Genomic DNA, 24,894 nt, shown 5'->3' on the forward strand with positions numbered 1-24,894 from the left:
AAGGAGTGTCACATGTTTGAATTAAAACCGACCATTAACGCACTGATGCGTTCTAAGCTGGGGGCTGTATTGTTAATCCTTCAGCTTGCAATCACACTGGCAATTGTCAGTAACGCGGTATCCATTATTCAGGACAGGATGACCTATCTCAATAAAGAGACAGGTTATCCGGAAGACGACATTTTTAAGTTCAATTCACTGAATTTTGATAAGCAATTAGACCTGCTGCAACAGGTGGAACTGGATGAGCAAAGCTTGCGTGGTATTAGCGGTGTCATCGACGCCGTTGCCATCAGCTCAGTACCCTTGTCCGGCAGTGGCAGCTCCGGTGCCATGCAGCTCAAACCCGAACCCCAAGAGAGTAAAAGGTCAACTATGGGCTATGTTACGGGCGACGAGCACATTCTAAATACATTGGGTTTGTCTGTCTCAGAGGGACGTGATTTTAATGAGGCGGATGTGGTCGTAATTGATGAAAGCGATGCCCGCCCCTCCGTTGTCATTGTCAGTCGTGCGCTGTCTGATGAGCTATTCGGGGCTGGTAAGGGATTGGGTGAAACCATTTATTGGGGAGCCGATCCACTAAGCATCATCGGTATTGTCGAAACCATGGCTAATCAGTGGCCTAAAAGTAGCTTTGGTGAGAAAGCGGCCATTATTCCGATGATCCGCGTGGGTAATTTCCAAAAGTACTTGGTCAGAACCGCGCCGGGAGCGCGCGCCCAGGTAATGCGTCAGATTGAAGAATTAATGCTGCTAAGTCATCGCGACCGGGTGGTGAGTGATATCACGGGATTAGATCAGAAAAAAGCACGTTACGATGCCAAGGATGTATTGATGATGCGCATGTTGATGACGCTGATTGTGGTGCTGGTGGTAGTCACTGCGTTAGGCATCTTTGGCTTGTCGACCTTTAATATCAGCAAAAGAACTAAGCAGATTGGCACACGTCGCGCGCTGGGCGCCAGAAAGTCAGCGATTGTACGCTACTTTGTCGTGGAGAATGCACTGATATGTACAGTGGGGCTCATGCTGGGAAGCGCGGCAGCAGTGCTCCTGGGGCAGAAGCTAATGCAGTGGTATTCCGTACCAGCGCTGGGTTACTCATTCATTGTCGTAACGGCAAGTTTACTGTTAGTGATGAGTTTGCTGTCGGTGCTCATGCCCGCGCTGCGTGCGGCTAATATTTCCCCAAGCATCGCGACACGGAGTGTTTAATTAAGCAAAATTGGTATAAACCAGGCTTCCGGCGATCAGATACTGATTGTCGGAGCTTGTATAAAGGACAAGGTAGGGGTCATATGTTTTGTTATTACCTGCTGATATTAAAAGGGAACATGCTACACTGGCAGACAGGCGTCACAATAATGGAAATGACAGACTCCACGGATATTATGCGAGCACAATAATAATGATGAATAAAATACTCGTCGTCGATGATAACCAGGCTGTGTTAGATGCACTTTCACTGTTACTGGAACTCCATGACTATCAGGTTGAAACGGCTTTAACACCCTTTGAAGCGCTTCAGATAGTGCGCTACCAGCGCATCGCTTTGGTGATCCAGGATATGAACTTTACTGCCGACACAACGTCCGGAGAGGAAGGCAAAGCTCTGTTTCAGGAGTTGCGTGCGATTAATCCGCACTTACCTGTGATCCTGATCACTGCCTGGACCGAGCTGGAAATGGCCATTGAGCTGGTTAAAGCTGGCGCTGCGGATTATCTGGCCAAGCCCTGGGATGACCAAAAGCTCATTACATCGGTTGCCAATCTGATTGCCTTGGGTAAGGCAAAAGAAAAAAATGAACAGCATGAACGTATTGCGCAACAGCGTGAAGCCCTTAACGCTGGTGCCGACTTGCGTGGTTTAATTTTCCGCAGTGGCGCGATGCAGCGTGTTGTGGACATGGCGGTGCAAGTTGCGAAATCCGATGTGGCGGTGTTGATCACCGGAGACAATGGCAGTGGTAAAGAAAAAGTGGCAGAGATTATTCAGGCCAACTCAGCGCTTCAAACGGCGCCATTTATTAAAGTAAATGCCGGTGCTCTGCCACAAGAGCTTATAGAAGCAGAGCTGTTTGGTGCAGAGGCGGGCGCGTATACCGGTGCAAATAAACAACGTATCGGGCGCTTTGAAGCCGCCGATGGTGGTACTTTGTTTCTGGATGAAATTGGTAATTTACCGTTATCGGGTCAGATGAAGTTGCTTAGAGTACTTCAGACAGGAGAGTTTGAACGACTGGGTTCGGTTGAAACCCGCCGTGTGAATGTCAGGGTTATCTCAGCCACAAATGCAGATTTGTTGACTGACATCCAAAGTGGCCGGTTTCGCCAGGATTTATATTATCGACTCAATGTCATTGAACTGAATTTACCCCCGCTGAAATCGCGCAGTGACGATATTATACCGCTTATCTCACATTTTTTACCTGATCGTGAACTGAGCCTGAGTGCGGAAAGCGCACTGTTGAGTTATGACTGGCCCGGTAATGTCAGGGAGCTGGAAAATGCCTGTAAGCGTGCCGCAGTGCTTAATCCGCAGGGGGTATTGGAAGTCGGTGACTTTGGCTTACAACCCATAAGCGCGCCTGCTCAGACACCAGAGCCAGGCAAACAAGAGCCGGGAAAAGCTGAACTTGAGGCGGCGATGCGACAATTTCAAGGGGTGATAGCGAAAGTAGCACGCCATTTTGGTATGAGCCGGCAAGCCTTGTATCGGCGGCTGCAAAAACATGGTATTGACTATTAAATGAAGATACCTGGACTCTCTATAGCGCATAAACTTTATCTGGCGCTGGCTCTGACCCTGATGGTCGTCAGCCTGCCGCTGCTGAGCTTAATGGCATGGCAATCCTGGATGGCGGCTTTACTGGCGGCAATTTTGTTAGGATTCGCCATCCTTCGACTGCTAACCCGAAAGCTATTTGCCGGTTTGCAGGCACTGGAAAGTGGTTTACTGAACTTTAAAGACAGCGACTTTTCGACTTTACTGGCGTATCAGAATGACGATGAGCTGGGCCGATTGTGTCAATTATACAACGAATCGGCAGCGCAACTCCGAAATGAAAAACAGTGGATTTATCAACGTGAGCTAATGCTGGATAAAGTGCTGCATAGTGCGCCTCAGGTATTGCTACTGACCGATGATAAGGGCATTGTGGTGTTTTCAAATCACAGTGCAAAGGCCTTGCTTAATTGCGAGCACAACCTGGAAGGTATGAAACTGGAAGAACTTGCTCTGCAAGCAAACCCGGCTTTGTACAATGCTTTGTCAGAAGCCACGGATGGGTTGTTTGAGTTGCAACGCAACGAAGACGACAAGCAGACCTGGCATCTATCCAATGGTGAGTTATTGCTTAATAATCAGTTTCATCGGCTGTATATCTTTAAGCAGCTTACTCGTGAATTAAATAGACAGGAAGTTGCGGTATGGAAGAAGGTGATCCGTATCATCAGTCACGAGCTAAATAACTCGCTGGGGCCAATTTCTTCGATGCTGCATAGTGGTAAAATACTAGCCAACAAGTTGGAAGATACACGGCTTGAGCGGGTATTTTCGACCATAGACGAGCGGATCCGCCATCTGACCGAGTTTGTACAAGGGTATGGAAAATTTGCCAAACTTCCTTCTCCCAGACTGGCTCCTGTGGTATTGCCTGAACTACTGGCACAATTGCAAGCCCATTGGCAATTTAGTTGCACGCAGGCGGATGCCCAGTCTCAGAGCCGCCAGTTGCTTGCTGATGCAGCTCAATTGGAGCAGCTCCTGATTAATTTACTTAAGAATGCTCATGAATCAGGCAGTGCCCCGGATGAGGTCGGAATTGAGGTGGGCTTTTCGGCTCAGCATGTTCAGATCCGTGTTGTGGATTCCGGGCAGGGTATGACAGAACATATTATGGCCAATGCCTTAATTCCGTTTTACTCTACCAAATCAAGTGGCACGGGTTTAGGCCTGGCATTATGTCGCGAAATCGTGGAAGCACATCATGGCCACATCCAGTTAAAAAACCGTGCGCAAGGTGGCTTATGTGTCGAGATCCGTTTGCCGCTCACGACCATCTGATTGGGGAGCTGGGCGCGCCGGACAGCCCTTTGCCTTTTCCAGCCAGGATACTGTGTTAGCGGCAATGACTATGGTACCCGATACCACCAGGCTGGCAGCACTGGCTAACCCGAAACCCGCCAAAACCAGCGCGCAGGCATCCCCGCGGCACTGACTGACAGCGTGCATTTGTGTGCTGGTTAGTGTTTTCTTGCGCAACATCATTTTGCATTTGGGGTCGTAATATTGCGTATCCTGTGGGGCAAACATGCAACCACCGACAAATAATGTGCTCAGCAACCACAAGCCTGCAAGGGGTTTTAAACGTGTCACGTGGACCTCTATTGGGTGAAAGTCATGCCAAAGTATGGCAGGAATCGTATTGCCTGGCTTGAACTAGATTGAAAAATGCACATACTCAAATAAGTAGGGTATGAATGACGTTTTGACAGATTATGGTTGATCCGCTCAAACAGGTAAAGCAACTTAGAATCAAGTTGCTGTTATTGTTAGTTATTGTGTTTGTGGCACTAGTAGCCATCGTGCCGTTTGTGATCTCCAGTTTAAATGAACGCAATGACCTGAATTCACATATCGATTCAATCAAAAAAATAACCAGTGAAATCATCTACTATGATGAAGTCCTGACCATGTCATCGCGGATGTATACCTTTACCGGGGATGAAAAATGGTCACAGCGCTATCTCAATATCGCCAACACGCTCGATAAAACCTTGTTAGAAGCCAAGGCGTTGGATCCGGCGATTGCTGACGCGATAGCGCAGACCGTGCAGATAAACACACAACTGATAGAAATTGAGACTCAGGCTTTTGCGTTGAGCCGTGCCGGTAGGCAGCTTCAAGCTCAAAAAATACTGCTAGATGACACTTATTTTGCGCTTAAATCGCAGTATCAGGCAACCGTTTTTGCCGCACTGGATAAAACAAGGGCACTCAGTGAGACTGAACTGGTAAAACAAAACGAAATGAAAACCAGCATTTTGCTCTCCTCTTTGGTTGTATTGACCCTATTATTTTTGGCTTTCATTGCTTATTTATACCGGCACAACAAACAAGCGGACGCAACGATGGAAGCTTTGCTTAGCTCACTTAACGGCTCGATAGCGCAATTAAAGGCGACTTCGGAAGAGCTGATATTGGCAAATAAAGCTAAGTCGCAGCTATTGGCGAACATGTCTCACGAATTCAGAACGCCAATCAACGGTTTGTATGGGGCCCTTCAGCTGTTACGTAAAGAAAAGCTTTCAGCTGAAAGCAGCTCTTTGCTGGATACGGCGACTATGTGCAGTGAAATGCTCTCGACCCTGGTAAACGATATTCTCGATTTCACTCAGATGGAAGCGGGCAAGCTGCAACTGGATATCGGTGAATTTGAGCTGAGTAAAGTAACCAAGTCTGTGGAGCATATATTTCGCCACGAATGTGAGCAGAAGAAACTGCGCTTTGAGTATAAGTTCGATGTAGCGCAAACACTGAGAGTGGGTGATGAGCTGCGTCTTAAGCAAGTGCTGATAAACTTGCTCAGTAATGCGGTTAAGTTTACTGTGCAGGGCCGTATCTCTCTGTCTGTGGTGGCAGTGTCGGATTCAGAGTGGGTTGATATTGTGATCCGTGATACCGGGATTGGTATGAGCGAGAGTGAGATCACTAAACTCTTTGAGCAGTTTGAACAAGGTGATGCATCGCCTACCCGGCTTAACGGGGGGACTGGGCTGGGCCTGGCAATCGTTAAGTCGCTGGTCGATGCCATGGAGGGGAAAATTGACATTACCAGCCAGTCTGGGGTAGGCACCAGTGTCAAAGTGTCTTTGCCACTTCCGCTGGTTGATGCTCAGGAAGATGGGCGCCGTAATTATGGCCAGAATGTAAATGGAGAAGGCTTGTTGCAGGGCTTATCTGTGCTGATTGTTGAAGACAATGCGGTGAATCAAATCATCCTTCAGAAAATGCTGGTGAGTCAGGGTGCCAAAACGGCCGTAGCGAGTAACGGTCAGGATGCAATAGATAAAATGAATTCAGATGTCCGTCTGGTTCTGATGGATATTCAGATGCCTGTCATGGGCGGCATAGAAGCGTTTCAGGTTATCAGAAACCAGTGGCCTATCGTGCCTGTGATAGCGGTAACCGCTAATGTGTTTGAAAGCGATATTTCGCACTATGCGGATCTGGGCTTTGACGCCGTTGTGGCCAAACCCATTTCTCAGTCTGAACTGACTGATACCATTCTCACCAATTGTGTCTGAAAACAGAGCCGCCGTCAGACAGCGACTCATTTTGTTAGTCGAATGGTTAGAGATTAATTTGCCGCAAATTCTACGCGTAGTGTCTGATTGGCACTCAATGCGCGGAAGGTGTACTCACTGACAGGGCCAATATCAACACCGTTGATGATGACTTTGCTGATGTGCGCACCGGTTGCCGGCGTAAAGTAGAAGGTCTTTCCTTCGTTTGGCGCGATGAGGACGTCGCCATAGGTGTCTCCTTGCGGTGACACTTCACCTAAGTGTTTAACTTTAGTTGCTTGTGCGCGTGTGATCAGTTTCCAGGGATCATAGTCAGGCTCCTGCGTGCCAGGCGTGCTGCTGGCGTACCATTTAGCTTCGAAATATTGTCCGTTGTGGTAAACCTGGTCTCCTTTGTAGTAAATGGTGCCTGCGCTGTATGTTGGGCTGGCGCCCACGCTTTGTACTGTTACCACCTTACCATCATTGAGTGGCGCGGGGTGTCGCATCCATTCAACAATGTCTCTAAATGGTACAATCCGCACGACAGGCTGGCCGTTTACTTTCAGACTCAAGGCGTACTGAATAAACTCCTCGATCGCTTCCTGGCGTTCACGAAATAGCGTGGCGCGATCACCATTGTCATAGGCTGATGCATAGATGTCGGCGTGGGCACCAAACATTAATGGCGCCCGGTTGCCCTGCAGGCGCAAGTGCAAGTTATGTTTGAGTATTGCCAGCACCTCTTGTTTACTCATGGCGCCACCAACCCACATATTGGTATCAAAGCCCACCATCTTACCGCCCTGTGGCTTTTCAAAGACATTGGATGGCAGTTGCCAGAGCCCGGCGAAGTGGCCAACATCTGGTTTGCCAACGCGTTTGGTTGGCGTACCCTGATTTAATGTATAGGGCCAGGGGTTATTGGTGCCATTATATTGTTGCCCCCAGCCTTCTTCGATGCTTGTGTCATAGACAAACTGGTTGGCTTTTAACACAGAAAATAAGGCGTTATTGTGATTAAGGTACGGTGTTCTGAACCCTGTCATATCGCTAATGGGGATCCCGGGGCCTGCGTTGTCGTTTGGTGCGTCATCTTGCTCATTGGGATCAAAAGGTTTGTTAAGCCAGGTCCGTGTCACGAGGATTTCTTCTTCCCACATTTGCTCTGAAAAGTTCCCCGTATCTGGTCCGCCATCATGATGACTCCAGGTATGGTTGCCTATCTCGTGGCCATCCAGCCAGGCATTACGCCAGGCACGTTTTATACCCACAGGATCATTGGCAGACGAGTGAATGTAGGCTGCGGTGTTAAAAAAGCTAAAACGAACTGGTGCCCCATCATAGGTGGCGGCATTATTACTGCCCGGTGCATTTTGCATGTGACGGGTATAGCCGGTTACCCAGTCCATCCCTTCCTTAGAGCCATTATCATCAAAACCGATAGACACAAACAAAGGGACCTGAACTGGACGTAGGGCCGCGGGTGGCATCTGGCTCCATGGTTGGTTGTCTGAATAGTCATAATTTTGTGTCTCTGCGCTGTGGGCGATGTCTGTATAGGGTAAAGGCGCAGCTTCAATGCCGGTGTTCTGGGCCATTGAAGGATGAGAAAAAGACAAGCCCGATAAAATGCCAAACGTCAGTGCTGAAAGTGTAAATTTCATGGCGATTTCCTTTTAATGAGTTAACGCTAAGAGTTGTATTCAGTGTACTTAAAAGGGGTATTTTGTGGAGTGGTTTCGTCTTGATTCAGCGCTCAGTTTGATGTGCCACAAACTTACAATGAGAAATAATATAATCAAATTAATCATTGATTTAAGTCAATGCGGGTGGGGAAGGAATTGCGTGTTGATTGGCAGCAAAGCCACCGGGCGGTGCACTTTGCTGATGAGTTACTGCGTGTGCTTGTTTAACCTAGCTTGCTTAATTTGGTGATAATATTATTACTCGCTTGTTCAACCAAATCGAGCACCAGCTCAAATCCGTCTCCGCCACCATAATAGGGGTCTGGCACTTCGTCATGCGGCTGCTCACCGTAGCGTAAAAACAACGCCAGTTTGTGTTGGTACTGCTCGGGGCATTTAGCGTGCAGATCGGTCAGGTTTTGCTCATCGGCGCAGAGGATCAAATCAAAATACTCAAAGTCCTGTGGCTGAACTTGCCTGGCCCTGATTGATGACAGGTTGTACCCTCGTTTATGCGCAGCTGCCGCACTGCGCCTGTCAGGTGGGTTACCCTGGTGATAGGCAATGGTGCCCGCAGAATCAACCTCAAGATTGAGTCCCTGGTGCGTTGCTGTGTGCTTTAATACCGCTTCCATCGTGGGAGAGCGGCAGATATTACCCATACAGACGACTAATACTCTGGCCGGCTTAGTATCATGAAGGAAATCACTCATAGAAGGGTCCTTTTACAGTTAATTAAGGGCTGCCAGAGCACAGCAGCCCCAAGTGTCCTCCATCATATCAGACTTTTATGGCAATACCTGGATGAATCACAGGCTCTCATGCGGGCCAAATACTTCATACAATATCCGTGAGTTATCAACACCCAGCGCAATCAGTTGTTGTTTAATGTCAGCCATGAAAGGCGTTGGACCACACAGGTAAAACTCTCCATGTTCAAGGGGCAGTGAGGTACTCAGTGGCGCAAGGCGTATACGCCCTGCATGATTGTTTGCACAGACAAGGTCGTTCCCATTTTCTTCCATCCAGGTATGGATAGTGAGCATGGAGAGCGATTGAGCCGCGCTGGTCAGTTCTGCTTGAAAACTTTGCTGTGCCGGGTTGCGGCACGCATGAAGGAAGTACAGTGGTTGATTAAATGCCTGCTCTGCCAGTGTATGTAACATCGACATCATGGGCGTAATACCAACCCCAGCGCTGATTAATACCTTAGGTACATGTGTTTGCCTGAGTACAAAGTCCCCCGCAGGCGGCATAACGTCCAGCTCATCACCCTCACGCAAACGATGTAAATAGCCTGAAACCAGATTATCCCGTTTGACGGAAATGCGGTAAAACTGCGAATTGGAGGTATGCGACAAAGAGTACTGCCGGATCTGCTGATGATTTTCTCCCGGGATACGACATTGAATGGCGAGGAATTGTCCTGGCTGAAAGGGCATTACAGGCCGTGCATCGAGGGGCTTTAGGTAAAAACTCTTCACCAGCTCAGATTCGCTGACAATTTTACTGATGCAAAAACGACGTGTGCCTCGCCAGCCACCTTTGAGCTGTTCAGCTTGTCGATAAATGCCTTCTTCTTGAGTAATGAACAAATCGGCCAGGAACGCATAGGCTTCAGCCCAGGCTTGCTCTACCTCTGCTGTAAATTGGTGCACAAACATCTCACGTAAAGTGGCGAGCAAATGCTCTCCAACAATGGGGTAGTGATGTGGTTGTATGCTGAGACTGGCATGTTTATGGTTGATCCGGGCAATAGCCTCAGTCAGGACCTCAGGTTGATCCAGGTAGGTTGCATAGGCGGCCAGGGCATTGAAAAGCGCAAACTGTTGTTTGCCTGAACGTTGGTTGCTGAGATTAAAAATATCGAGCAACTCAGGATTGTGAGCGAACATACGCTGATAAAAGTGTTCTGTAACCTCAACACCAGCGTTAGCCAGTAAGGGAATTGACTGTTTAACCAGGGTAATTGTTCGTTGAGAAAGCATAAAAACTCCTAATGAATTCACTTCACAGTGAAGTGGTATACATACATAAAAATGAGAAAATTAACCGCGACGTCCATCTGCGCGTTTGCGCATCAGCATGGGGCCATAGAAAAAGACAAACAGCGCAAAACCGGCAGACCAAATCAGGGCACTCACTTGCCAGGCCATATGTGGGCCAATGTGTTCGCCAAGCAGGCTTCGGATCAGTGCACTGAGTGCAATAAGAAGGAATGCCACTGACATCAGAGGATGCGGTGTTAAAGGGCGGGCCGTATGGCCCAGTGCTACCCGAGACATCATTGCCAGAATCATCATGCCCATACCGCCCACAGTGATCAGATGAAGGGCATCTTTGGCCTGCCAGACACTGCTAAAGTAGGCTGCGCCGAACCCAACCAGACCTACAGCCATCATCAGATAAGCCAGATACAGGGACCAGAGTAAGGGCACCGTGAATATGCGGTGCTGAAACCACATGACAGCGCGTATGAGGTGTAACAGTCCAGCCAGAATAAGCAGATAACCAGGTACAACAGTGAGCTGAAGAAAATGGTGAGCAAAAAAACCGCCAAGACCAGTCAGTGACACGAGCATGAGTAGTTTATCGAGCTTTGGTGTGCGCTGCTGTTGCGGTAATCCCAAACCGCGAGAGATAAAAAATGGCACGACGCGACCACCCAGTATACTGATCAGCAATGTAAAACCTAACACAGCCATTTGACTAAGCAGGCCTGCCAGTTCAAAAGCGTGCTGACTGAGCATCACAATAAACACCAGGTTCAGTGTTGCTAGCAGTGCCAGTACAGGCACAAACAGGTAATTTTTGCTGTTATGTACCTGAAGCACCACCCAACTAAAATGGCAGATGGCAATCAGCCAGAATGCACCTTGTAAGATGATCAGCCACAGTAGTGGCTGATCAGCGCTGAATGCGACAATTCTGGCGCTGATCCATATCAGGCAAAGCCCCAGCAAAGGCCAGCCGTTCAGTGTGCTGACGCCTGTCCAGTTCTTCGCTGCCGTAAATAAAAAGCCGATTGCAATGGCGCTGGCAAAACCAAACAGCATTTCATGCGCGTGCCAAAGCGTAGCGGGGAAGGAATTAGACCAGCTTAGATTGCCATTTAGTATGGCAAACCACAGTAGCATAGCGATACAGGCCCACAGGCTGCCAAGTAAAAACAGCGGCCTAAATGCCAGCATAAGCAAAGGGGCATGCTGAAGCTGGTACCATTTTGCCGTGTCTGACATTGGCTCTTCGAGGTTAAGCAGGGCCATTAGCGCACCTCCAGTCCAAGGTTGTACTGGCACAAACAGCGTATTACGTAGCTGATTTTAAGCAGGGTTGCGAAAACAATTGTACTGACGTGAGCCGTAATTTGAGCTGACAAAGACAGGTAGTGGTCGAAGGCATAGCTGGCAAGTACTGCAAGTAAAAAACCAGTCAGGCTGAGTATCAGGCACTGGTTGGCATAGGGGAGTGTTTGGCGATAATGTTTCATAGTTACCTTTACATAGCAGAGTGAGTCAAACTGGTTATATAAATGGCATGAAGCGTGCCAGATTTAATTTTCAATTAAAACAATGTGTTGCTTATTTGGTGTTTGCCTTTGTAGGTCAAAATAACCTAAACTGTATGGGTCTATAAAACTTTATTAGGTCATTTTGACTTGGATCAGCGGACATTGTCACATTTGCTCGGCATCAGTACCGAGTTGGCACAGCAACTCCCCCGCCTGAATGAGGGAGATCTCAGCGTGTTTAGCCACGCTTTGGTACGCGCAGTACAAGGGGTGGTCACAGCCGATGCCGTCGCAGTATTACGTTGCGAGCAGGGGGTTGCTTTTCCGCTTGCATGCTCTGGGCTAGCGCCTGAGGCTACGGGAAGGCGTTTTGTGATCAATGACCACCCCAGGCTGGCGGCCATAGCCAGCGCAACACAGCCTCAGGTATTTGCGGCAGGGTGTGACTTGCCGGACCCTTATGACGGACTTTTACTGGCCACCACCGGAGTTTTGCCCGTACACGCCTGTATGGGCTTTTCGCTTTATCAGGATGAACAGTTACTGGGTATGATCACCTTTGATAGTCTTACCCCCAATGCTTTTGAAGGCGTTGCACTGCCTATGTTAGCTATGTTGCAATCGCTGGTTGCGGCGCATTTTGCAACTGCGCTGAACCTGGCAACCCTCTCTGAGCGGGCCCGACATGGTATGGCGATGCTCAGAGAGATAAGTCATCAGCGCTTTACTATGGTAGGTGAGAGTGAGGTAATGCAAAGGCTCAAGCAGGATATTGATTTGGTCGCTAATTCTGAATTGAGTGTGTTGATCCAGGGGGAAACTGGCACAGGCAAAGAGCTGGTGGCACGGCGTATTCATGAGCACTCGTCACGCTGTCAGGGTCCGTTTGTACAGGTTAACTGTGCCTCTTTAAGTGAAAATCTGGCCGAGAGCGAATTTTTTGGTCACCGCAAAGGGGCGTTTACCGGTGCTGACAGACACCGCGAAGGTAAGTTTCTGGTTGCCCATGGCGGCACCTTATTTCTTGATGAAATAGGAGAGCTGCCTCTGAGTATGCAAAGTAAATTGCTGCGGGCACTGCAAAGCGGTGAAATTCAACCCGTTGGCACGGACAAGCCCCAGTATGTTGATGTGCGGATCGTTGCTGCAACCAACCGGGACTTGCGTCAGGAAGTCGAGGAAGGCCGCTTTCGGGCCGATTTATATCATCGCCTGAGCGTCTATCCGTTGCAGGTTCCGCCTCTTAGAAGCAGAGCGCAGGACATCGAGCCCCTGGCGGGGTTCTTTATTGAACAACTGCGTAAAAAGCTGGGTGTACGCCAGTTAGTGCTCTCTGCGCGCTTTCTTAAGCAATTAAGAGAGCATGATTGGCCTGGCAATGTACGTGAGCTGGAACATGTCCTTAGCCGTGCTGCGCTTAAGGCAAAGCATCTTACCCGGGAGGAGGCTATTGTCGAGGTCGATGTCACGCACAGTGTTCAGTGGCGTGAAAATGGTACAGATGTGCTGGCAGGTGGTCAGAATAAGGACGTCGCATCTGTGCAACTTTCCTCAGCACAAACGCTCAAGGCAGCTACAGAGGCGTTCCAGAAGAATCTGATCAAGGCCCGCTTGCAGGCTAATGCACTCAACTGGGCTGCAACTGCGCGTGAGCTGTCGGTTGATCGGACTAACCTGGTGCGTCTGGCAAAACGTCTGGGAATAGAAACAGTCAAAAAGCTGAATTAACCATCTACGGGTGTTTTTAAAAATGAAGTAACAGAATAAGGACTGTTATTCGCAATGAAAATTGTTCTTACTAAGTTTATAAGTTGTTTATTTTAAAAGAATATATTAAGTAATTTATTAGTTTTAATCGGTCTTGCTAAGTTGTGAATTTGTTCTAGTTTTATAAGGCGTCTAACTATTCCTTATTGAGGGGGCCCTATGCAGGGTAGCAAGCAAGTAATAGCAGCACTAAATCAGGTTTTAACACTCGAGCTGACATCTATTAACCAGTACTTTTTGCACGCACGCATGTGGAAAAACTGGGGCATTGAAGAGCTCAATGAGAAAGCCTATAAAAAATCCATCAAAGACATGAAGCAGGCTGATGATTTGATCGAGCGGATCTTGTTCCTCGAGGGCCTGCCAAACCTTCAACACCTCGAAAAACTCCGTATTGGTGAGCATACCGAAGAAATGCTCAGCTGTGATATGGCGTTTGAAATGGAACAGCTTCCGGTGTTACGCAGCGCCATTGAGTTGTGTGAAAAAGAGCAGGACTACGTCAGTCGCGAGCTGCTCGAAGATATCCTGGAATATGAGGAAGACTATGTTGACTGGCTGGAAACTCAGCAATTCCTCATCAAAAACTGCGGCATAGAAAACTATCTGCAATCGCAAATTGAGGAGTAAGACATGCAAGGTTCTCAAAAAGTAATTGATTTACTCAATAAGCAGCTGACCCTGGAATTATCGTCAATGGACCAGTATCTGGCTCATTCTAAAATGTACGAAGACTGGGGCCTGTCGAGGTTGCACCATAAGCTGGCGCATGAATACGAAGAAGAGTTGGATCATGCAAAGCGCATTACAGAACGCATTTTATTCCTTGAAGGCACACCCGATACCGCTTCAAGGGCACCGATCAAAGTCGGTGAAAATGTACAGGAAATGCTGGAAAACGACCTGGCCGCAGAGATTACCGTTAAAGATCACTTGAAAAAGGTGATTGCGGTATGTGAAGAAGAGCAGGACTATGTATCTCGCGAGATGCTTGAAGCGCTGCTTGATGACACGGAAATGGATCATATTTACTGGCTGGAACAACATATTGGCCTGATAAAACTAATCGGCTTACCTAATTATATTCAGAGCCAGATGTCAGGTGGGGATCCTACCTGAGTATAAGGCTACAACGCTATCTATAGGGAGGCTTTGCCTCCTTTTTTCATACCGATTTAAACTCAGCCTTGGGCTTGCCAAACGACGTATTCGCAGGGATACTTGCCGCCATGACAACAGGTGGCATTGTGCCCCGAAATGGAGAAGTAAATTGGAGAGACAGGTCGCCTGCCTGATTGAGGCATGTAAACAGCTGGGGTTGAGATATGAATGCATCGACCACGAACAAAACCTGGTACGGGTGTACTTTAACCATGGCGTCGAGTACTTTGAACTAAATAAAACCCCGTTTAACTCCGAATCCATCTACGGTATATGCAGAGATAAAATGCACTCATATCAGGCGTTTAATCAAGCTGTATCTATCCCTGAAACACTTTCATTTCTCGATCCAAATGTACCGGATGAGTACAAGCACTATCTGCAATATCAAACCATGGATGAGATTGTTGTGGCCGTCGAGCGCCAGTTTGGTTACCCGGTGGTGGTGAAAAGTAACAGTGGTGCACTGGGCGTGAATGTCCATTTGTGTCACGATCAGACATCACTTATTGCCGCCTTTACTGAGATATTTAATGGCCAGTCAAAGCATTATGATTACCTTGCCCTGGCGCAGGCGTATGTCGAGAACAAGGCCGAATATCGTCTGGTTTGTGGTTTTGGCGAACCTTTACTGGCATATAAAAGAGGGATGGCGCAGACATTTAATGTGCGTTACTGGGAAAAGAATGAAGTGGCCACACTTGAGCAAGACGAGGCTTTGATCACCGCTTTGTTCGAGTTTGTTAAGCCGGTGTTTGAATTGGCAAATATCGGGTTTGTTGGCTTTGATATTATTCTCGGTCAGGATGACCAATTTTATCTGATTGAGCTGAACTCCTCCCCTAGATTCAATCACTTGATCATAGATAATCCAGAGCTTGGTTCCTCGGCGGTTGCCAGCATGTACAAAAACATGCTGCTCAAGCTAAATAATCGCGACGCTTAAGGCTAAACTGTTGGTAATCCTGTCAACGTGCCGAGCTGATTGATGAAATGGTTAAAGGACATAGACAGTAGTTTTGACAAGCTGCTGACCGATTGTTATCAAAGACGCGAAATGGAGATGGAACTCCATGTGAACAAGCTGCGCTTTTATGGCTTGATTGCTTTGTTTGTTACAGAGCTGGTGATCGGTTTATACAGTATTGGCTGGGACACGACGTTGGTGGTAGTCGACTTAGCCACCATTGCGGTGGTGGTTTGCTGGTGTGCCTTGGTAGTGCGCTGGGCCAGTTCTGAAGGATATAAACCCTGGTTAAAATATGTGTCTATTCTGTTTGATTACGCGATCATTCTCGTCGTTTCTCTCGAGGTTGAGTCTTTAGACGTTTTTAAGCATTTTTTGCAAGACCTGCACCAGACGGAATTTGAACTAATGCTGGTGAGCGTACTGTTACTATTCAATATTATGAGTGCGTTTCGTCAGGGTAAGTTGATTATCTACTATTCTACTTTGTGCTGTGTCGTTACCGGAACCTTGGTGCTGGAGCACAGTCACACTGCCAGAGCGATTGAAATCCATGAACAAGTAATCATGATCTGTTCCGGGTTTCTTGCTTGGTCTCTGTCCAGTTATATCACCGGAACTTATACCAAATTACGCCATCGTGAGCGGTTACTGCGCTATCTGCCTGAGCAATTGGTTAAAGCCGTTGAGCGCGGTGATATAGACATCGAACCTGGCGGAGAGAAGCGCAATGTCACAGTACTGATGGCCGATATTCGGGGCTTCACTCGGCTGTGCGAACAGCATGACCCGGAAGTGGTAACGCAACTGCTAAATCGTTATTTTTCTCGGATGAGCAGTGTGATTTTTATCCATCGAGGCATGATAGATAAATTCATTGGTGACGCGATTATGGCCGTGTTCGGCACACCTCAGGAAGAAGAGAACAATGCTAAAAATGCCATTGAGGCCGCCAGGGAAATGCTTGAGGCACTGACGCTGCTGAACCAAGAGTTTATTGCAGAAGGGCTGCCTGCCATTAAAATTGGCATTGGTATACACAGTGGTGTTGCCATAGCGGGTAATGTCGGGAGCAGCAGTTGTATGGACTACACTGTGATTGGCGATACCGTGAATGTCGCTGCACGCATTGAGAGTAAAACCAAAGAGCTGAAGCATCCACTGCTTATCAGCGAGCAAAGTGTAAAACAGTCGCAGCTAACGCAACTCAAGCGGGTTGCTAAGGTGGAACTCAGTGGACGCAGTCAGCCGATAGAGGTATACCATTATCCCGACTAAAAAGATTGATAAGGTGTTGCACTAAGCAATCTTTTTGAAATAGTCTAACTTTAAATAATCAGTCACTTAACGCGCTAATTTATATGGAACGGATACTGTTAGCTATTCTACTTTGCATCTTGTCTGTCAGTACGTGTGTAAACGCGGCTGAGCGGCCAGTGCTGCGTATTTATCACGACTCTGACTACAGTAGCCATAGCGCGTCGGCTGAGGCCATGAAGATGGGCTTTAATAGCGCGCTCAGGGAGCGCGATTTTGAGGTTCAGGGCTTCAAACTACAGTTGCTCGAAAAAGACCACCGTGGCAACAGTAACCGCAGTTTATTGACTATGCGGCGCTTTTTGCAAGATGACAGTGCATTACTGGTACTTGGTGGCTTACATTCACCTCCTTATATTAAGCATCGTGAATTCATAAATCAGCAGGGTATTTTGCTGTTGGTTCCCTGGGCAGCAGGTGGGTCGGTAACGCGTTACCCGCACGCCAATAACTGGGTGTTTAGATTGTCGATTGACGACACCAAAGCCGGAGTGAGGCTGGTAGAGTTTGCTAAGCAAAAACAATGTCGTTCGTCACATATGTTGCTGGAGCGCACGCCCTGGGGAAAGTCAAATTATCAGACCATAACCCGCACATTGGGGCAACCGGAAGCGCCTGTGACCTGGTTTAACTGGAATATGAAAATGAATGCCACCAAGATCATGTTGCGAGAGATTGTGGCAGCAGGTCATGACTGTGTGATTTTTGTCGGTAACGCGCTGGAAGGCAAACAGTTAGTTAAAGCCGTTGCGCAAATACCACAGGCGCAGCGCCCGGCTATTATCAGTCATTGGGGCATAACAGGCGGTAACTTTTTTGCGCAGGTCGCTGACGAGTTGCGCGCGGGTACCGACTTACATTTTTTGCAAAGCTGTTTCTCTTTCCAGCAAAAACCACACTCTAAGTTTGCGGCTAAGGTCTGGCAGCAGTTAGTGGCTTCATATCCCGACAAAGTGATCAATAATGAGTTTATTCAGTCACCCGCCGGGTTCATTCATGGCTATGATTTAGGCCGGGTGATGCTTAGCGCGCTCGATAAAATTGCCTTAAGTGGTGATGTCAAAAAAGACAGGGCGGCGTTGCGTGATGCGCTGGAGAATTTGAAGAAGCCAGTCCAGGGTCTGGTTAAAGTGTACAAACAGCCTTTTTCTCGCTGGACTAAGACACAGCCTGACGCGCATGAAGCATTGGGCCTCGATGATATCTGTATGGCCAGCTATAACGCTGACGGTAGTATCAAGGTGCTAAACAATCAATGAATAACAATGCCGTGAAGTCGCTATTTAAAATGAGCTCCGACAAAGCATTCTACGCATTTTTGTTGTGTAGCCTGGTTTTGTCTGTGTCTTTAAGCCTGGTTATGCTCAGTAATCATGCTGATACCGCCATTAGGCAGGTGCAAACTGAGGTCCGTCAGACCGAAGCACGGTTAGGGGTCAGTAATCTGGGACAGTTTTTACGTACCCGCCTGGTACTCCTTAAAGATCTGGCGCAATATCCTATCCTTGCCAATGGCGTTATGGGGTCAGACATCTCTCGGGCTTCTTTGTCTGACTTTCTGGCTGAGTATCGTATCCTGGGTAAAAAGGAGCCTATCTCTTTATACAATGTCCTTGGCGAGCCGGTGTATCGTAGTAGTCAGGTGTTAACCGCAGAGAAAGAAGAGCGTGAATGGCTGGAGCAGTTATTGGATGGCCGGTTGTCTCACGCCGTGATTTTGCACCGTAATGAGCAGTTATTTAGTTTTGTTATTGCTGTGCCTATTGAATATAACGGTTTCACGGAGGGCGTGCTGGTTGCAGAGTTTGATACGGATTTGGCCAATCTTCTGGCGTTGGATCTGAGTAATCAGGCGCTGGCAGTTGAGTTGTCCGGACAATGGGTTGGCTACAGTAATGCGGCGCCCGGCGCTGAATACGTTGAGCTGCACAATGCACAAATACGGGGTACAGACATTCATGTCAGTCTGATGATCAGTCAGTCAACCATAGATGACAGCGTCTTTGATTTTATCGTAGAGCTCGGTCAGGCCATTTTTATTGGTTTGTCTCTGTCTTTTCTGTTGTTACTCTTTTTTGGTCGTCAGTTACTCCTTAATCCGTTTAAGCGACTTCAGACGTCAGAGCAAATGATTAAGAAAAGCGAAGAGCGCTTTAAATTAGCAATTGAAGGCAGTCACGATGGGATCTGGGACTGGGACATCGAAAGTGGCGATGTCTTTTATTCGCCGCGCTACAGGGAGTTATTAGGTTACAGTGCGTCTGACCACACTGGTTTTCCCGATCGTTTTGAAGTGCTAGAGCAGCATTTACACCCAAAAGACAGAAGCACCACATTTTCTGCATTGCAGGAGCATTTGAATGGCAATGGCGGCTTTGATGTGGAGTTTCGTTTGCGGACTAAACAGAACGATTACCGTTATTTTCGCTCAAAGGGATTGGCACTGAGAAATGACTCAGGAAAAGCCATTCGTATGTCAGGCTCTTTGACTGACATCACAGATCAAAAAATGTATCAGGAAGCATTAAGTCAGGCAAAAGAGCACAATGACCTGCTGGCTTATGCTATAGAGTCTTGCGATGTGGGCATTATTATTTCGGATGCCAAAGTACCGGGTTTGCCACTGACCTTCATCAATAGCGCGTTTACCTCTATTACCGGTTATGGCGAGGAAGTACTGGGGACTAACTGCAAGTTCTTGCAAGGTGATGAAACAGCGCCGGAAGTGGTCGCCAATATGGTTGAGGCGATTAAAGAGCGTAAAGCACATCGCACCGTTATTCTTAATTACACTAAGCTGGGTAAGCCATTTTGGAATAATTTGCACATTGCTCCGGTGAGCAACGATCAGGGAGAGTTGGTGGCCTACGTAGGGATTATTCAGGATATATCTGAGGAAATTGCACAGGAAAGGGCGCTTGCAGAGGCTAAAAGTCAGGCTGAGCAGGCTAGTCGGGCAAAAAGTGAGTTTCTTGCCTCTATGAGCCATGAGATCCGTACCCCAATGAATGGGGTGCTGGGTATGCTCAATTTACTGCTCAGCAATGAGCTCGATGAACAACAAACACACAGAGTTAAACTTGCTATGAGCAGTGCCAATTCGCTGCTTAACCTGATTAACGACATACTCGATTTTTCTAAAGTAGATGCGGGTAAGCTTGAACTGGAAATGCTGGACTTTGATTTGCGAGGTATGTTTGAAGACTTCGCCGAAGCTGCTGCGTTTCAGGCCCAGTGTAAAGGGCTTGAGCTTGTGCTGGACACGTTAGATATTGAAGAAAGCATGGCCAAAGGTGATCCGAGCCGGATCCGCCAGATCCTCGCTAACCTGGTCGGTAATGCCATTAAATTTACTGAGCAGGGTGAAGTCATCATTCAGGGGAAACTGATTGAGCAGGATAATAATGTGCTGCGCCTCGAGTGCGCTATTACGGATACTGGCATAGGTATCCCCAAAGCAAAAAGCGCGGCCTTGTTCGATTCATTTTCTCAGGTTGATTCGTCCACGACGAGAAAGTACGGTGGAACGGGGCTCGGACTGGCGATTGTCAGAAAACTGTGTCAGCTGATGGGTGGTGATGTTTCGGTTCAAAGTACTGAAGGTGAAGGCAGCACCTTTACTTTTACTGTACTGCTGGAGAAAAGTGCTCAGTCAAAACAGGTGCTTCCGGATCTGGACATGTCCCAGCTTGAGTTACTGGTTGTGGATGATAACCAGACCAACCGCACAGTTTTAGGTCAGCAGCTCAGGCACTGGGGGGCCCAGGTATTTGAGTCCTCTTCAGGAATAGCCGCATTAGCCGAATGCGAAAAACGCCATCATGATGGTGAGCGTCGAATGTTTGATATTGCATTACTGGATATGCAAATGCCCAATATGGACGGTGCGCAATTGGGCAAAACCATGAAAGAAGATAAACGCTTCCAGGGGATCAAACTCATTATGATGACGTCGATAGGTCATCAGGGAGATGCGTCCTTTTTTGCTGATTTGGGCTTTTCTGGATATTTTCCTAAACCAGCAACAACCGAAGACCTGTTTAATGCGCTGTCAGTGGTTGCTGATGATGGTGAGGCACTCGCTAATGCCAAGCCTTTGGTTACAACGCATTATCTAAAAAGCATGAAAGATCCGCATCAGGATACAACACCGGTAAAATGGGCACCAAAGCCACGCATCTTGTTAGCAGAAGACAATCAGGTTAACCAAATTGTGACGGTAAGCATGTTGCAAAAGCTCGACATTGAATCTGTTGATGTTGTTAGTGATGGTAATGAGGCGTTGCGTAATCTAAGAGAATACCAATACTCAGAGGGGTATTCGCTGGTTTTGATGGACTGTCAGATGCCTGAAATGGACGGCTTTCATGCCACCAAAGCCATTCGCAAAGGGCAGGCGGGTAAGTCAAACACAGACATTACCATAGTGGCGCTTACCGCCAATGCGATGGTGGGTGATGAGAAGAAGTGTCTCGAAGCGGGTATGAATGATTATTTAAGTAAACCTGTATCAATAGAGGCTTTACTGACTTGTCTGAAAAAGCACCTCGACTATGAACATATCGTTGTAGAAGAATAATGTAATGGCCTCCTGCCAATATACTTATGTAGCATGCATGGTGATTTGACTCTTGTTAAGTTACCACAATAGTATACGGCTTAGGAGCATTGGGTAGTTTAATTAAGTGGCTACTCTGGTCACGATATTGCAATCAGTTGTGAGAAAATAAGTGAACATAGTTAAGTTAGTCGCTGTTGTTTTAATCTCATTGTTTGTTGCCGCCTGTGGGTTTTTTAAGAAAGAGTCGATTGCTTGTGAACTCATAGGCATTTCCCATTTCAACGAAGTATCATCCAATTTATATATTGATCAAAGCATCGATAGCCAGCAACAAGTTAACCTGGCTCATGCTATCCAGAATGCTGTACAAAGAGTGTCCAATGTGTATGGCACACCTACTTCTGACCCCAGAATAATCGCGACCGCAGAAACCAAATATGCAAAATTTGGGTTTAACCCGACAGGCATGCAAAGTACTGGCTTTTTTAGAGAGTGCATCTTTCTGGGTCCCAAGGGGCTCAATGCAGATGTTGTCGCCCATGAGCTTGTCCATGCTGAAGTCAGACACCGAACAAACCTGTTTGTTGAGCTCACTCAATTACCTGCCTGGTTTATTGAAGGGACAGGGATCCAGGTGGATTTTCGTTCTCCGTTTTTATTGGAAAACATCGACCTGAAACATGATGAAGTTGATGAGATTAAGTCGGTGTTTTATCTGAGTGACTTCCCAAATACCAAGGTTGAGTACTATCAGGCATCGCTTATGGCCGTTAAACCGATGAACCCAAAGACTATGTACAGTGGCTTAGAAAGATTGAATAATGGAGAACAATTTGAGGACGTTTTTAACGAACTCTTTTGATGATTACTTAATTTTGAAGCGCCACTTTCCTCTGCATATAAATGGAATCGCGCCGAGGTTATTTGGGGTAGGGAATTTATGTTAAAAGCGTTACCAGAAAAGTATTACCTCACTCATTTCTATGAATTGCAGGAATTTATTTCAAAAACCAGTCTTCACTTGTTAACTTCATTGCAGCAGGCGCTGTTTGCAGAACTACACGCCCTTGATGAGAATTGCCTGTGTTTGCTGCTGCGTATTATTAATCGCAAGCGGGTATTTGTAACCCGAGCGCAGCTGAACTACGCAGAAATTAAGGATATTGATGCGGCGCTGAGAGAATTGCAGAGTAAGGGATTGATTATTACAGCGCAAGCGGCCGATACCGGTGTACTACTAGATGAACTGACTAAAGAGCAGTTGCAGAGCATTGTTGCTGAGCTGACATCATCAGGAAAAATATCGGGTACGGCGCCGACTAAATCTGCAAAAAAAGCGCTGTGGGTTGAATTTGTCCAGACACTGAGTGCAAACGTTGCCCTGACTGGCACATCGGTGTTTGAATCGCACATGTGTGCACCAATCAAAGCGGAGTTTGAATACTGGTTGTTCCTGTTTTTTGGCAAACTCGGAGGCACTTTACAGCAGTTTTCATTACGTGATCTGGGTGTTATGCAAACACGTGAAGGCATATCGACAGGTAATGCACATTTCTCTGAACTGGCTGAGGCACAAAGTGCCTATTTTTATTTAAGCCAATGTAAACATTTAAATAATCTAAACCTAGAGGATAAAGCGCTGTTGGCTGAGCAGATCTGTCAAGCGCGGGTGCCAGCTGCTGAGGGGCCATTGGCCCATGCCAGGCGAGATGATCTGACACACAAGCTGGCTTGCCAGCTGGAGCCAGATAAACCTGAGCTTGCAATGACCATGCTTGCGCTCAGTAATCATCCAAAGTCACAAGAAAAGTATATTCGTGCCTTATATGCCGCCGGGGAACATGATGCTTGCCGGACTCAGCTGGAGGCGGTGTTGTCCTGCCCTCAAAATGAAGAGTTGCTGTTGTTTGCCGAAGATTTCTCGGCGCTGAAGTTTACTACCAAGCGTACCTCTGTATTAACAGATATGCTGCGCCAAAGTGGCCTACCTATCGCACTCGATGAGGCCTATGTCGGGTTTCCTGAACAAGGGGCAATTGCCTGGTATCACCGTCAGGGCTGCAGTGCTTATCATGGTGAAAATCAGTTCTGGCGCATGTTATTTGTTTTAGCCTTCTGGCCTGTGCTTTATGAATCCACAGCCAGTGCTGCGAGTAATGAATTTGATTTAACGCCGATAAGTTTGAAATATAATCAGTTTTATGAGGTACATAGCGAGGAGATTGAGCAGATCCTCGGCGCAATCCTGGATAACCAGAGTTTATTTGATTGGCTGCTGCGTCAGGCCACTGCGCACTTTGGCAAGCCGAACAGGTTGGTCTTTTGGCATCGCTCAACACTGGACCTCTTGTTGATGGTGGCCCGGATTATTCCTGTCACTGCACTCAAAGCGCATCTGCGTGCAATGTGTCAAGATTTTAAAATGCTCAGGGATGGTTATCCGGATCTGATCTGTATTAATGGCGATGATGTCTCATTTATTGAGATCAAAGCACCCGGAGATAGCCTCAGACGAAATCAGCTGGTGACAATAAGGCGGCTCATGGAGTCCGGGTTTAAGGTGGATATTCAGCAAGTTTGCTGGCAGATTGCACCACAACAGGCTTATGTCGTGATCGACGTTGAAACCACTGGAGGTAAGAAAGAGTTTGATCGTATTACTGAAATTGCCATGGTGAAGGTAATTGATGGTCAGGTCGTTGATCAATGGCAGAGTCTGGTTAATCCAACACGTCGGATCCCTAAATACATCACTGAGTTAACGGGTATTAGTAACGAGATGGTCGCAAATGCGCCCTATTTTTCTGACGTTGCTAAGCAGGTAGAGAACTTTATGCAGGATGCGATATTTGTGGCGCACAATGTGAATTTTGATATGGGCTTTGTTAAAGCGGAATTTGCCCGTCTTGAACAATCCTTTCAAAAGCCGAAGTTGTGCACCGTTCAACAGGCCAGAAAGTGGTTGCCGGGGCTGAAATCATACGCATTAAACAAAGTCTGTGCTGAACTGGGGATTTCGCTGACTCAACATCACAGAGCCATGGCTGATGCGCAGGCAACGGCAGAATTATTTATTATGATTAACGCTCAACGGCTTGCTCAACAATAGCAGTCTTCATAACAAAAGGCGTGCAGGGGATGTTTGTTTAAGGTGTTTCGTGTAAATTTCTCGCCATGTTCTGAGTGAGCTGTCGTTAGCATGTATAAAAAGTATTTTGTGTATTCTTTGTTGCAGGTATCCTGGGGGGTGTCGGCAATACTAATGGTATTCGCCATTACGCCCAATGTGATTGCGCTGTCCTTACCTGCCTGGTCTGTCCCTGTATATCTGCTGCTCTCCAGTGCTATCGTATTTGGGGTGTATGGAAGAGACAAAGCGCTGTCTAAAAAAGGCGCAGAGCGAATCTCGGAGCGTTTGCTTTTAATCGTGTCTGCCAGCTCCTTACACTTGGCGACCTTGCAGATCATGTCGGTTTTAAGGCATAAAACCATTAAGCTCTCGTTTTTATTAAAGTTATTGACCCTGCAACTGCTTCAGGTGATTGCTTTTGTATATGTGCTGATCAGCTATTTGATGTAATGACAAGCGCTGAATTGAATCTGTCTGATGTCAGGAGAGTGACAGGCAAAG

Annotated in this window: 20 protein-coding genes; 14 read left to right on the forward strand and 6 right to left on the reverse strand. The window is 47.3% G+C overall.

Annotation, left to right across the window (positions count from 1 at the left end; all coding sequences use genetic code 11):
• Positions 1-12: 12 nt before the first annotated feature.
• From QNM19_RS00105 to QNM19_RS00115, 3 genes are all read left to right on the forward strand, one after another.
• Positions 13-1,218: an ABC transporter permease gene (locus QNM19_RS00105; protein ID WP_049866610.1), complete on the forward strand. Its 1,206-nt coding sequence runs from the start codon at positions 13-15 to the stop codon at positions 1,216-1,218.
• 196 nt (positions 1,219-1,414) lie between these two features.
• Positions 1,415-2,752: a sigma-54-dependent transcriptional regulator gene (locus QNM19_RS00110; RefSeq protein WP_284026420.1), complete on the forward strand. Its 1,338-nt coding sequence runs from the start codon at positions 1,415-1,417 to the stop codon at positions 2,750-2,752.
• Positions 2,753-4,069, forward strand: a complete 1,317-nt coding sequence (locus QNM19_RS00115) for a sensor histidine kinase (RefSeq protein WP_049866460.1) — start codon at positions 2,753-2,755, stop codon at positions 4,067-4,069. It abuts the gene before it with no gap.
• On the opposite strand, the gene QNM19_RS00120 is transcribed toward QNM19_RS00115, so the two are convergent.
• Positions 4,031-4,381 (reverse strand): hypothetical protein, encoded by a 351-nt coding sequence (locus tag QNM19_RS00120; protein ID WP_049866459.1) that lies wholly within the window; start codon positions 4,379-4,381, stop codon positions 4,031-4,033. The two genes, QNM19_RS00115 and QNM19_RS00120, sit on opposite strands and share 39 nt — an antisense overlap.
• 122 nt (positions 4,382-4,503) lie before the next feature.
• Between QNM19_RS00120 and QNM19_RS00125 the strand changes: the two genes are divergently transcribed.
• Complete coding sequence (locus QNM19_RS00125) at positions 4,504-6,312, forward strand: ATP-binding protein (RefSeq protein WP_284026138.1); 1,809 nt, start codon at positions 4,504-4,506, stop codon at positions 6,310-6,312.
• Positions 6,313-6,365: 53 nt separating this feature from the next.
• Here QNM19_RS00125 and QNM19_RS00130 read toward each other — a convergent pair whose 3' ends face one another.
• The 5 genes from QNM19_RS00130 to QNM19_RS00150 form a co-directional block, all read right to left on the reverse strand.
• On the reverse strand, positions 6,366-7,958 hold the full coding sequence (locus QNM19_RS00130) for a hypothetical protein (RefSeq protein WP_049866270.1): 1,593 nt from the start codon (positions 7,956-7,958) through the stop codon (positions 6,366-6,368).
• A 245-nt stretch (positions 7,959-8,203) separates the two neighbouring features.
• Complete coding sequence (locus QNM19_RS00135) at positions 8,204-8,692, reverse strand: low molecular weight protein-tyrosine-phosphatase (RefSeq protein ID WP_049866271.1); 489 nt, start codon at positions 8,690-8,692, stop codon at positions 8,204-8,206.
• Between the two features lie 96 nt (positions 8,693-8,788).
• The gene (gene hmpA / locus QNM19_RS00140) at positions 8,789-9,967 is read right to left on the reverse strand and encodes an NO-inducible flavohemoprotein (RefSeq protein WP_284026139.1); all 1,179 of its coding nucleotides are present in this window, start codon (positions 9,965-9,967) and stop codon (positions 8,789-8,791) included.
• A gap of 60 nt (positions 9,968-10,027) precedes the next feature.
• Positions 10,028-11,245 (reverse strand): NnrS family protein, encoded by a 1,218-nt coding sequence (locus QNM19_RS00145; RefSeq protein ID WP_284026140.1) that lies wholly within the window; start codon positions 11,243-11,245, stop codon positions 10,028-10,030.
• Entirely contained in the window at positions 11,245-11,469 is a 225-nt protein-coding gene (locus tag QNM19_RS00150; protein ID WP_049864007.1) for a hypothetical protein, read from the reverse strand. Before QNM19_RS00150 ends, QNM19_RS00145 begins: the two co-directional genes overlap by 1 nt.
• Positions 11,470-11,637: 168 nt before the next feature.
• On the opposite strand from QNM19_RS00150, the gene norR reads away from it, so the two are divergent.
• The 10 genes from norR (at position 11,638) to QNM19_RS00200 (ending at position 24,843) form a co-directional block, all read left to right on the forward strand.
• Positions 11,638-13,218, forward strand: a complete 1,581-nt coding sequence (norR, locus tag QNM19_RS00155) for a nitric oxide reductase transcriptional regulator NorR (RefSeq protein WP_284026141.1) — start codon at positions 11,638-11,640, stop codon at positions 13,216-13,218.
• A 198-nt stretch (positions 13,219-13,416) separates the two neighbouring features.
• Positions 13,417-13,887: a bacterioferritin gene (bfr, locus tag QNM19_RS00160; protein WP_010380638.1), complete on the forward strand. Its 471-nt coding sequence runs from the start codon at positions 13,417-13,419 to the stop codon at positions 13,885-13,887.
• 3 nt (positions 13,888-13,890) lie between these two features.
• Positions 13,891-14,376: a bacterioferritin gene (gene bfr, locus QNM19_RS00165; protein ID WP_010380639.1), complete on the forward strand. Its 486-nt coding sequence runs from the start codon at positions 13,891-13,893 to the stop codon at positions 14,374-14,376.
• Between the two features lie 151 nt (positions 14,377-14,527).
• Positions 14,528-15,364 carry an ATP-grasp domain-containing protein gene (locus QNM19_RS00170; RefSeq protein WP_049864005.1) on the forward strand — a complete coding sequence of 279 codons (837 nt, stop codon included), beginning with the start codon at positions 14,528-14,530 and terminating at the stop codon, positions 15,362-15,364.
• 42 nt (positions 15,365-15,406) lie between these two features.
• Positions 15,407-16,663, forward strand: coding sequence for an adenylate/guanylate cyclase domain-containing protein (locus QNM19_RS00175; RefSeq protein ID WP_049864004.1), 1,257 nt, complete (start codon positions 15,407-15,409; stop codon positions 16,661-16,663).
• A gap of 83 nt (positions 16,664-16,746) precedes the next feature.
• Positions 16,747-17,961, forward strand: coding sequence for an ABC transporter substrate-binding protein (locus QNM19_RS00180; RefSeq protein WP_284026142.1), 1,215 nt, complete (start codon positions 16,747-16,749; stop codon positions 17,959-17,961).
• A complete protein-coding gene (locus QNM19_RS00185) occupies positions 17,958-21,281 on the forward strand; it encodes a response regulator (protein ID WP_284026143.1) in 3,324 nt (1,107 codons plus the stop codon). Before QNM19_RS00180 ends, QNM19_RS00185 begins: the two co-directional genes overlap by 4 nt.
• 151 nt (positions 21,282-21,432) lie before the next feature.
• Positions 21,433-22,125 carry a hypothetical protein gene (locus QNM19_RS00190; RefSeq protein ID WP_284026144.1) on the forward strand — a complete coding sequence of 231 codons (693 nt, stop codon included), beginning with the start codon at positions 21,433-21,435 and terminating at the stop codon, positions 22,123-22,125.
• A gap of 78 nt (positions 22,126-22,203) precedes the next feature.
• Positions 22,204-24,372: an exonuclease domain-containing protein gene (locus tag QNM19_RS00195; protein WP_049864000.1), complete on the forward strand. Its 2,169-nt coding sequence runs from the start codon at positions 22,204-22,206 to the stop codon at positions 24,370-24,372.
• A 90-nt stretch (positions 24,373-24,462) separates the two neighbouring features.
• Positions 24,463-24,843, forward strand: coding sequence for a DUF1294 domain-containing protein (locus QNM19_RS00200; RefSeq protein ID WP_049863999.1), 381 nt, complete (start codon positions 24,463-24,465; stop codon positions 24,841-24,843).
• Positions 24,844-24,894 lie beyond the last annotated feature (51 nt).

This window comes from Pseudoalteromonas ardens (genome assembly GCF_030125445.1).
Taxonomy (GTDB): Bacteria; Pseudomonadota; Gammaproteobacteria; order Enterobacterales; family Alteromonadaceae; genus Pseudoalteromonas; species Pseudoalteromonas ardens.

Bases quoted from the DNA above. Each gene is read 5' to 3' on its own strand.
- QNM19_RS00200 (WP_049863999.1), top strand. From the start codon at position 24,463: ATGTATAAAAAGTATTTTGTGTATTCTTTGTTGCAGGTATCCTGGGGG.
- hmpA (WP_284026139.1), bottom strand. From the start codon at position 9,967: ATGCTTTCTCAACGAACAATTACCCTGGTTAAACAGTCAATTCCCTTA.
- bfr (WP_010380638.1), top strand. From the start codon at position 13,417: ATGCAGGGTAGCAAGCAAGTAATAGCAGCACTAAATCAGGTTTTAACA.
- QNM19_RS00175 (WP_049864004.1), top strand. From the start codon at position 15,407: ATGAAATGGTTAAAGGACATAGACAGTAGTTTTGACAAGCTGCTGACC.
- bfr (WP_010380639.1), top strand. From the start codon at position 13,891: ATGCAAGGTTCTCAAAAAGTAATTGATTTACTCAATAAGCAGCTGACC.
- QNM19_RS00145 (WP_284026140.1), bottom strand. From the start codon at position 11,245: ATGGCCCTGCTTAACCTCGAAGAGCCAATGTCAGACACGGCAAAATGG.
- QNM19_RS00195 (WP_049864000.1), top strand. From the start codon at position 22,204: ATGTTAAAAGCGTTACCAGAAAAGTATTACCTCACTCATTTCTATGAA.
- QNM19_RS00105 (WP_049866610.1), top strand. From the start codon at position 13: ATGTTTGAATTAAAACCGACCATTAACGCACTGATGCGTTCTAAGCTG.
- QNM19_RS00115 (WP_049866460.1), top strand. From the start codon at position 2,753: ATGAAGATACCTGGACTCTCTATAGCGCATAAACTTTATCTGGCGCTG.
- QNM19_RS00135 (WP_049866271.1), bottom strand. From the start codon at position 8,692: ATGAGTGATTTCCTTCATGATACTAAGCCGGCCAGAGTATTAGTCGTC.
- QNM19_RS00110 (WP_284026420.1), top strand. From the start codon at position 1,415: ATGAATAAAATACTCGTCGTCGATGATAACCAGGCTGTGTTAGATGCA.
- QNM19_RS00180 (WP_284026142.1), top strand. From the start codon at position 16,747: ATGGAACGGATACTGTTAGCTATTCTACTTTGCATCTTGTCTGTCAGT.
- QNM19_RS00130 (WP_049866270.1), bottom strand. From the start codon at position 7,958: ATGAAATTTACACTTTCAGCACTGACGTTTGGCATTTTATCGGGCTTG.
- QNM19_RS00185 (WP_284026143.1), top strand. From the start codon at position 17,958: ATGAATAACAATGCCGTGAAGTCGCTATTTAAAATGAGCTCCGACAAA.
- QNM19_RS00125 (WP_284026138.1), top strand. From the start codon at position 4,504: ATGGTTGATCCGCTCAAACAGGTAAAGCAACTTAGAATCAAGTTGCTG.
- QNM19_RS00150 (WP_049864007.1), bottom strand. From the start codon at position 11,469: ATGAAACATTATCGCCAAACACTCCCCTATGCCAACCAGTGCCTGATA.